This window comes from Caulobacter sp. GW456-12-1-14-TSB4, from assembly GCF_059424195.1.
Genome location: NZ_JBWKZF010000009.1, coordinates 96,570 through 103,239 on the forward strand (window position 1 = coordinate 96,570; position 6,670 = coordinate 103,239).

9 protein-coding genes are annotated in these 6,670 nt (G+C 68.5%); 5 read left to right on the forward strand and 4 right to left on the reverse strand.

Annotated elements, in window-relative coordinates; all coding sequences use genetic code 11:
- Window positions 1-62 precede the first annotated feature (62 nt).
- Entirely contained in the window at window positions 63-1,214 is a 1,152-nt protein-coding gene (locus AC07YH_RS10825; protein WP_494746998.1) for a citrate/2-methylcitrate synthase, read from the forward strand.
- Between the two features lie 20 nt (window positions 1,215-1,234).
- On the opposite strand, the gene AC07YH_RS10830 is transcribed toward AC07YH_RS10825, so the two are convergent.
- The gene (locus tag AC07YH_RS10830; RefSeq protein WP_494746999.1) at window positions 1,235-2,263 is read right to left on the reverse strand and encodes a ligase-associated DNA damage response exonuclease; all 1,029 of its coding nucleotides are present in this window, start codon (window positions 2,261-2,263) and stop codon (window positions 1,235-1,237) included.
- Between the two features lie 25 nt (window positions 2,264-2,288).
- Here AC07YH_RS10830 and AC07YH_RS10835 point away from each other — a divergent pair, with 25 nt between their 5' ends.
- From AC07YH_RS10835 to AC07YH_RS10845, 3 genes are all read left to right on the forward strand, one after another.
- Window positions 2,289-2,789: a PaaI family thioesterase gene (locus AC07YH_RS10835; protein WP_494747000.1), complete on the forward strand. Its 501-nt coding sequence runs from the start codon at window positions 2,289-2,291 to the stop codon at window positions 2,787-2,789.
- Window positions 2,786-3,205 (forward strand): PaaI family thioesterase, encoded by a 420-nt coding sequence (locus AC07YH_RS10840; RefSeq protein ID WP_494620202.1) that lies wholly within the window; start codon window positions 2,786-2,788, stop codon window positions 3,203-3,205. Before AC07YH_RS10835 ends, AC07YH_RS10840 begins: the two co-directional genes overlap by 4 nt.
- Window positions 3,206-3,422: 217 nt before the next feature.
- Window positions 3,423-3,521 carry a hypothetical protein gene (locus tag AC07YH_RS10845; RefSeq protein ID WP_494747001.1) on the forward strand — a complete coding sequence of 33 codons (99 nt, stop codon included), beginning with the start codon at window positions 3,423-3,425 and terminating at the stop codon, window positions 3,519-3,521.
- 81 nt (window positions 3,522-3,602) lie between these two features.
- Here the strand turns inward: AC07YH_RS10845 and AC07YH_RS10850 are convergent, their stop codons facing one another.
- Window positions 3,603-4,514, reverse strand: coding sequence for a histone deacetylase family protein (locus tag AC07YH_RS10850; RefSeq protein WP_494747002.1), 912 nt, complete (start codon window positions 4,512-4,514; stop codon window positions 3,603-3,605).
- An 81-nt stretch (window positions 4,515-4,595) separates the two neighbouring features.
- Between AC07YH_RS10850 and AC07YH_RS10855 the strand changes: the two genes are divergently transcribed.
- The gene (locus tag AC07YH_RS10855; RefSeq protein ID WP_494747003.1) at window positions 4,596-5,450 is read left to right on the forward strand and encodes an acyl-CoA thioesterase; all 855 of its coding nucleotides are present in this window, start codon (window positions 4,596-4,598) and stop codon (window positions 5,448-5,450) included.
- A gap of 3 nt (window positions 5,451-5,453) precedes the next feature.
- Here the strand turns inward: AC07YH_RS10855 and AC07YH_RS10860 are convergent, their stop codons facing one another.
- Window positions 5,454-6,017: an NUDIX hydrolase gene (locus AC07YH_RS10860; RefSeq protein ID WP_494747004.1), complete on the reverse strand. Its 564-nt coding sequence runs from the start codon at window positions 6,015-6,017 to the stop codon at window positions 5,454-5,456.
- Window positions 6,018-6,040: 23 nt separating this feature from the next.
- Window positions 6,041-6,622: a ribosome maturation factor RimM gene (gene rimM, locus AC07YH_RS10865; RefSeq protein WP_494747005.1), complete on the reverse strand. Its 582-nt coding sequence runs from the start codon at window positions 6,620-6,622 to the stop codon at window positions 6,041-6,043.
- Window positions 6,623-6,670: the final 48 nt, after the last annotated feature.

The following is a 6,670-nucleotide window of genomic DNA, read 5'->3' on the forward strand; positions in this document are numbered from 1 at the left end:
CGTAATGTCGAAAAGCGCCGGCCGCGCTTGATCGTCAATCTTGATCAATATAATCAATCTATATGGCGGATTGGCTGGACGCGGATCAGGTTCTGGAACGGCTGGGGATACGGCCGCAGACCCTCTATGCCTATGTCAGCCGGGGCCGGATCGAGGCCGCCGCCCATCCACACGACCCGCGCCGAAGCCTCTACCGCGCCTCGGACGTCGCCGCCCTGGCCCAGAAGAAGGCGCGCGGCCGCCGCGCCGCCGACGTCGCCGCCGAGGCCATCGCCTGGGGCGAGCCGGTGCTGCCCTCGGCCATCACCACGGTCGCCGGCGGGAGACTCTGGTACCGAGGTCGCGACGCGGTCGAATTGGCCGAGCAGGGCCTGACCCTGGAAAACGTCGGCCGGCTGCTGCGCGGCGGCCACGGCGCGGCGCTGAAGTCGTCCCGCCGGCCGGAGCCGCCGCCCGCCGACAGCGCGCGAGCGCGACTGTTCCTCACCCTGGCCGCCCGCGCCGGTCGCGAACCGCCGGCCCGAGGCCGCGCGCCGCTCGCCCTGGCCATGGAAGCCGCCGACCTGCTGGAGGCCGTGGTCGACGCCGCCACGGGCCAAGCCGGCGAAGGCCCTGCCCACGCTCGCTTCGCCGCCGCCTGGGGCCTGGACGCCGTCGGCGCCGATCTCGTCCGCCGCACCCTGGTGCTGCTGGCCGATCATGAGTTGAACGCCTCGACCTTCGCGGCGCGGGTGGCGGCCTCGACCGGCGCGTCGCTGTCGGCGGCCTGCCTCGCCGGGCTGTCGGCTTTGTCGGGACCGCTACACGGCGGCATGGCCGCGCGGGTCGAGGCCTTTGTCGAGGAAGCCGAGCGGCGCGACGCCGCTCATGCCGTTTCGGCGCGGCTCGCGCGCGGCGCATCGATGCCGGGCTTTGACCACCCGCTCTATCCCGATGGCGATCCCCGCGCGGCGGCGCTGCTGGCGGCCTTCGAGGCCCCGCCTCTGCTGGCCGAGTTGCGCACGGCGACCGAAGCCGCGACGGGGCTGTTGCCGAACATCGACTTCGCCTTGGTGACCCTGGCGCGGATGCTGAAACTGCCCGCTGACGCGCCGTTCATCCTGTTCGCGACGGCGCGGAGCGCGGGCTGGGCCGCTCACGCGATCGAGCAGCTCCAGACGGGGCGGCTGATAAGACCCCGAGCCCGGTACGTGGGTGAAAATCCTCTCCTTTAGGAAGAGGGGCTAGATGGGAGCTACTCGCCCTCTTCCTCGTCGTAGCCGACCAACCGCAGCGCGCGAGCCGGCAAACCTTCCAGTTCGCACCAGCGCTCGAGCGCCTCTTCCCGTCCGTGGGTGATCCAGACCTCGCCGGGTCGGAGCTCGCTCAACGTCCCCGTCAACTCATCCCAGTCGGCATGGTCGGAGAGGATCAACGGCAGCTCGACACCCCGCTGCCTCGCCCGCGCTCGCACTCGCATCCAGCCCGAGGCGAAGCAATCGACCGGGTCCGGAAACCGCCGCGACCAGCTGTTGGCGATGGCGCTAGGCGGGGCAATGATGATCTGGCCGGCGAAGGCCACCTTTGGGCCGGACGAGGTCGCCGGGGCCAACGGGCCCAGTTCGACACCGTGGGCTTCGTACAGGGCGTTCAGCCGCTCCAGCGCCCCATGCACGAAGATCGGCTTGTCCCAGCCGCCCTCGCGCAGCAGCTTGATCACCCGCTGCGCCTTGCCCAGCGCATAGGCCCCGACGATGTGGCAACGCTCGGGGAACTGCTCGACCGAAGCCAGCAGGCTCCTGATCTCGCCGGCGTCGTCGGGATGGCGGAAGACCGGCAGGCCGAAGGTCGCCTCGGTGATGAAGACGTCGCACGGCACGGGCTCGAACCGCGCGCAGGTCGGGTCGCAGCGACGCTTGTAGTCGCCGGAGACCACCATGGTCAGGCCCTTCCAGCGCACCACCGCCTGGGCCGAGCCTAGCACGTGGCCGGCCGGGACCAGGGTCACTTCGACGCCGTTGTGAGAGAAACTCTCGCCGTAGGGCGCGGCCTGGCGACGCTCGGTGAAGTCCTCGCCATACCGGGTCGCCATGATCGCCAGGGTCTCGGGCGTGGCGGCCACCGTCCCGTGCCCGGCGCGGGCATGGTCGGCATGGCCATGGGTGATCACGGCCCGGTCCACGGGGCGGACAGGGTCGATAAAGAAGTCTCCCGGCGGGCAGTAGAGGCCGTCCGGCCGGGGACAGAGAAGGTCTTCGGGCTTGATCACGGCTGGATATGACAACGCGGGAAGCGCTAAGCCTATCCACATGAGCGATCACGAGCAGACGAAACTCATCGCCACGGCGATGAACGAGGGCAGCCCGCAGGCCAAGGCCCTGGGCTTCACCACCCTGGAGATCGGCGACGCGGTCGCGATCCTGAAGGTCCCCTACCGGCCCGAGATCATCGGTGATCCCGAGACGGGGGTCATCGCCGGCGGGGTGGTCACCACCCTGCTGGACCACGCCAGCGGCCAGGCCGTGCACGCGGCGATGGAGACCTTCACCTCGATCGCCACCCTGGACCTGCGCATCGACTACATGCGCGCCGCCGAGCCGGGCCTGGACGTCATGGCGAGGGCCCACTGCTACAAGCTGACCCGCTCGGTCGCCTTCGTCCGCGCCGTCGCCTACGACCGCGATCCGGAGGACCCCGTCGCCACCGCCCAGGCGACCTTCATGCTGGACTCGAGCGCCGGCAAGAAACCCGGCGCCAACCTCAAGCCGCCACGCGAGACGCGGGCCAAGACCGGGAGCGCCGGCCAATGAGCGAAGTCGACACCCGTCTGGTCTCGATGCTGGACTCCATCCCCTATGCCCGCTTCCTGGGGATCAAGGCCGAGCTGGCCGGCGACGAGATGACCGCCATCCTGCCGTTCGCCCACCACATCGTCGGCAATCCGATGCTGCCGGCCATCCACGGCGGAGTGCTGGGGGCGTTCATGGAGATGACGGCTCTCGCCCAGCTGTCCGTGGCCGCGCCGATGAAACGCCAGCCGCGCACCATCGACGTTTCGATCGAGTATCTGCGCTCGGGCCGGCCGCTGACCACCTATGCCCGCGCCAGCATCAAGAAGCTGGGCCGCCGCATCGCCAATGTCCACGTCGAGGCCTGGCAAGAGACACGCTCGGCACCCATCGCGACGATGCGGGGACTCTTCCTCGTCGCGCCCAGTGATGATTAATCGTCAGGGTCCGGAACGATCGTCTCAAAGGATAATGTTTCCCAAGAAACTAAATTTGGCGACCACATTAATCCTCTGTAATGCGGCTTTGGTGCGACAAAGTTTCTTAAAACGGCGTCATGAAGCATGAGTAACGTGCATTAACGAGAGTCAGCGCCTATATCCCTGATCACCGGACGCCAACGGGCGCCGGACAACAAAAACAGGGATCAAGACCATGACCATGAAGACCAACGCCGTCGCCGGTTTCGCCTCGCTCGTTCTGGCCGTTCTGCCGCTCGTCGTCATCGCCGGTTCGCTCGCCACGAGCTTCTAAGTGATCGCCGCGTAACCTCCGTCGGGCCGCCCAGCTGGGCCGCCTCGACGGAGATGGCGACAGAACGACCGAACTAAACGCTTAAGAATAAAGAGATTTCGCCGTCCGATGCAGGATGGCGTGGCGGCCCGCCAGACGATCGATATCCGCGTCGTAGCCACCGCCGATGACCCCGACCACGGGGATCTCAGACGAAAGACAAGCGCCCAGGACATAGGCTTCCCGTCGCTCCAGACCCTCGTCGGTCAGCGACAGGCGGCCCAGCTTGTCGTCCGCGTGCGGATCGACTCCCGCATTGAAGAAGACGATGTCCGGCCGGACGCTGCGCAGCAGCGCCGGCAGGATCTCCCCCAGCTTTTCCAAATAGGCCTCGTCCCCGGTCCCGTCGGCCAGCTCGACGTCGAGATCGCTGACAGCCTTGCGATGCGGGAAGTTCTTCTCGGCATGCATCGACAGCGTGAAGACGCTGGGATCGCCCTCGAAAATCCGCGCCGTGCCGTCGCCCTGGTGGACGTCGAGATCGACGACCAGGGCCTGGCCGATCGCGCCCTCGGCCAACAGCCGCTTGGCCGCCACCGCCACATCGTTGAACACGCAGAACCCCGCCCCGCTCTCGGCCGAGGCGTGATGGCTGCCGCCGGCCGTGTTACAGGCGATCCCGTGCTCCAGAGCCAGTCGCGCCGCCAGCAAGGTGCCACCGGTCGCCGCCCTGGCCCGCGTGGCGACGCTGTCGGTATTGGGCATGCCGATCCGCCGCACCACCTCGGCCGGCAGCGAAAGCTCGATCACGCCGCGGACATAGTCCTCGGTGTGGGCCAGCCGCAGGGTCTCGACGTCGATGAACTCGGGCCTGACGAACCCGTCCGGACCCGGAACGCCTTGCGCCTCCAGCAACGAGGCGAGACGCGAGAACTTGTCCATCGGGAAGCGGTGCCCCGCCGGCATCTCGGCGCGGAAGGCGGGGTGGTGGATGACGGGCGGGCTGCGGCGCATCGTCCCACGATGGGGACCCGGTTCGCCTGACGCAAGGTGACGTCTTGCGATGCAGCAAAACGAGGCTTATCGCACTGCGCCATGCAGACGACCGAGAACCTCGCCGACATCCTCGACCTCGAGCCGATCGAGGTGAACCTGTTCCGAGGCGTCAGCCCGAACGACGGCTTCCCGCGCATCTTCGGCGGCCTGGTCATCGCCCAGGCCTTGTTGGCGGCCTACAAGACCGTGCCGGACCGGATCTGCCACTCGCTGCACGCCTATTTCATCCGCCCGGGCGACGTCACCGCCCCGGTACTCTACGAGGTCGAGCGGGCCCGCGACGGCGGCACCTTCACGACCCGCCGCGTCGCCGCCATCCAGCACGGCGAGCAGATTTTCAACCTAGCCGCCTCGTTCCAGACGCCGGAAGAGGGCTTCGAGCACCAGTCGGACATGCCGGCCGCGCCCGATCCCGAGAGCCTGCCGACCGTGGCCGAGGCCTTCAAGGCCATGGTTCCGCCGATCCATCCGAAGATCATCGCCCAAGCCGAGCGGCCGAACCCGGTCGACATCCGCTGGGTCGATATCCAGAACCCGGTCGCCCCGGTGAAGAAGCCGGGCGCCAAGGAAGTCTGGATGCGGGCCAAGGCCCCGCTGGGCGACGACATCAAGATGCAGCAGGCCGCCCTGGCCTACGCCTCGGACATGGCATTCATGGAAAGCGCCCTGCGCCCGCACGGCCTGATCTGGACGACGCCGGGCATCCAGGCCGCCAGCCTGGACCACGCCATGTGGTTCCACCACCCGTTCGACTTCAACGACTGGACCCTATTCGCCCAGGACAGCCCCAGCGCCTCGCAGGGCCGTGGCTTGGTGCGCGGCCAGATGTTCAGCCACGACGGCAAGCTGGTCGCCTCGGTCGCCCAGGAATGCCTGATGCGGGTGCGGAAGTAAGCGCTAGGCGAGTTCGATCCGCGCCACGCCGGCGGCCGCCAGGCCCCGCAGCAGGGCGCTGGTCTGCATGCCGACCGTGAGCTCGCCGGCCAAGGCCATGCGGATGGCCTCGGCGGCCGACACCCACAGCGCCTCGATGCGTTCGCCCGGATCGTCCTTCGGCGCGGCCACGCGGACCACATCGCGCGCCAGGACGATGTGCGTCCGATTGGTGTGCGTGCCGGCGTTGGGCCAGCTTTCGCCGACCAGGCTGAGGATCCCGGCGCAACCCGTCTCTTCCAGCAGCTCACGCCCGGCCGCGGCGACGGGATCGGTCTCGCCTGGGTCCATGCCGCCCGCCGGAAGTTCGGTGGAGATGTCGCCCAGGCCGTGGCGGTACTGCTTCACGAGCAGGACATTGTTGTCCGCATCGAGGGCCACCAGTTCGACCCAGTCACGATATTCCAGGACATAGTAGGGCGCGACCACCGCGCCCTCGTCGGTCACGCAGTCATCGGCGCGCAGGCTGATCCAGCGGTCCTTGTGGATGTGGCGCGAGGCGGTGACCCGCCATTTTCCGTCCGACATCGCCAAGGTCCCTCTTAGGAAGTTCAGTCCCGGTCGCCCAGTTCTTCGTCTTCGCCCTGACCTTCCTTGTCGGGGCCTTCCTGTTCGCCCACCAGGGCGGGCGGATCGGCCAGGATCAGGCCTTCGCCGATCTTGACCTCGGGCACGGCCGCCCGCGTGAACGGCAGGTACCAAGTCGGACCGCCCAGGTCGGGCGTGATCTCGAGGATGTCGCCAGCCCCGAAGTTCTGGACGCTCTTCACGCGGCCCAGCAGCACGTCGGTGGCGATGTGGCGGACCGTCAGGCCCACCAGGTCGGTCAGGTAGAACTCGTCCTCGTCCGGGGTCGGCAGGGCCGAGCGGGGGACGTAGAGACGCAGGCCGCGCAGGGCGTCGGCGGCTTCCTTGGTCTCGACGCCAGGGCAGCGGCAGACGACGCCGTCCTTGGTCTTGCGGGCCGAGGCGATGGTCAGGGCGGGCGAGCCGTCCTGTCGCTTCAGCGCCTTGAAGGCCGCGATGCTCATCGGGTCTTCGGTATAGGTCGAAATCCGCACCTCGCCGCGCACGCCGAAGCCGCCGGCCACGCGGCCGACCAGGATCATCGGGTCATCAGGAGAAGCGGCCATGGTCTGGACAGAGTCGCGGGGGGGGGGGGGGGGGGGGGGGGGGGGGGG

What these genes read in the sequence shown, in the direction of transcription:
- AC07YH_RS10835 (WP_494747000.1), top strand. Translation starts at nt 2,289, where the DNA reads ATGAGCGATCACGAGCAGACGAAACTCATCGCCACGGCGATGAACGAG.
- AC07YH_RS10825 (WP_494746998.1), top strand. Translation starts at nt 63, where the DNA reads ATGGCGGATTGGCTGGACGCGGATCAGGTTCTGGAACGGCTGGGGATA.
- AC07YH_RS10850 (WP_494747002.1), bottom strand. Translation starts at nt 4,514, where the DNA reads ATGCGCCGCAGCCCGCCCGTCATCCACCACCCCGCCTTCCGCGCCGAG.
- AC07YH_RS10840 (WP_494620202.1), top strand. Translation starts at nt 2,786, where the DNA reads ATGAGCGAAGTCGACACCCGTCTGGTCTCGATGCTGGACTCCATCCCC.
- rimM (WP_494747005.1), bottom strand. Translation starts at nt 6,622, where the DNA reads ATGGCCGCTTCTCCTGATGACCCGATGATCCTGGTCGGCCGCGTGGCC.
- AC07YH_RS10860 (WP_494747004.1), bottom strand. Translation starts at nt 6,017, where the DNA reads ATGTCGGACGGAAAATGGCGGGTCACCGCCTCGCGCCACATCCACAAG.
- AC07YH_RS10855 (WP_494747003.1), top strand. Translation starts at nt 4,596, where the DNA reads ATGCAGACGACCGAGAACCTCGCCGACATCCTCGACCTCGAGCCGATC.
- AC07YH_RS10845 (WP_494747001.1), top strand. Translation starts at nt 3,423, where the DNA reads ATGACCATGAAGACCAACGCCGTCGCCGGTTTCGCCTCGCTCGTTCTG.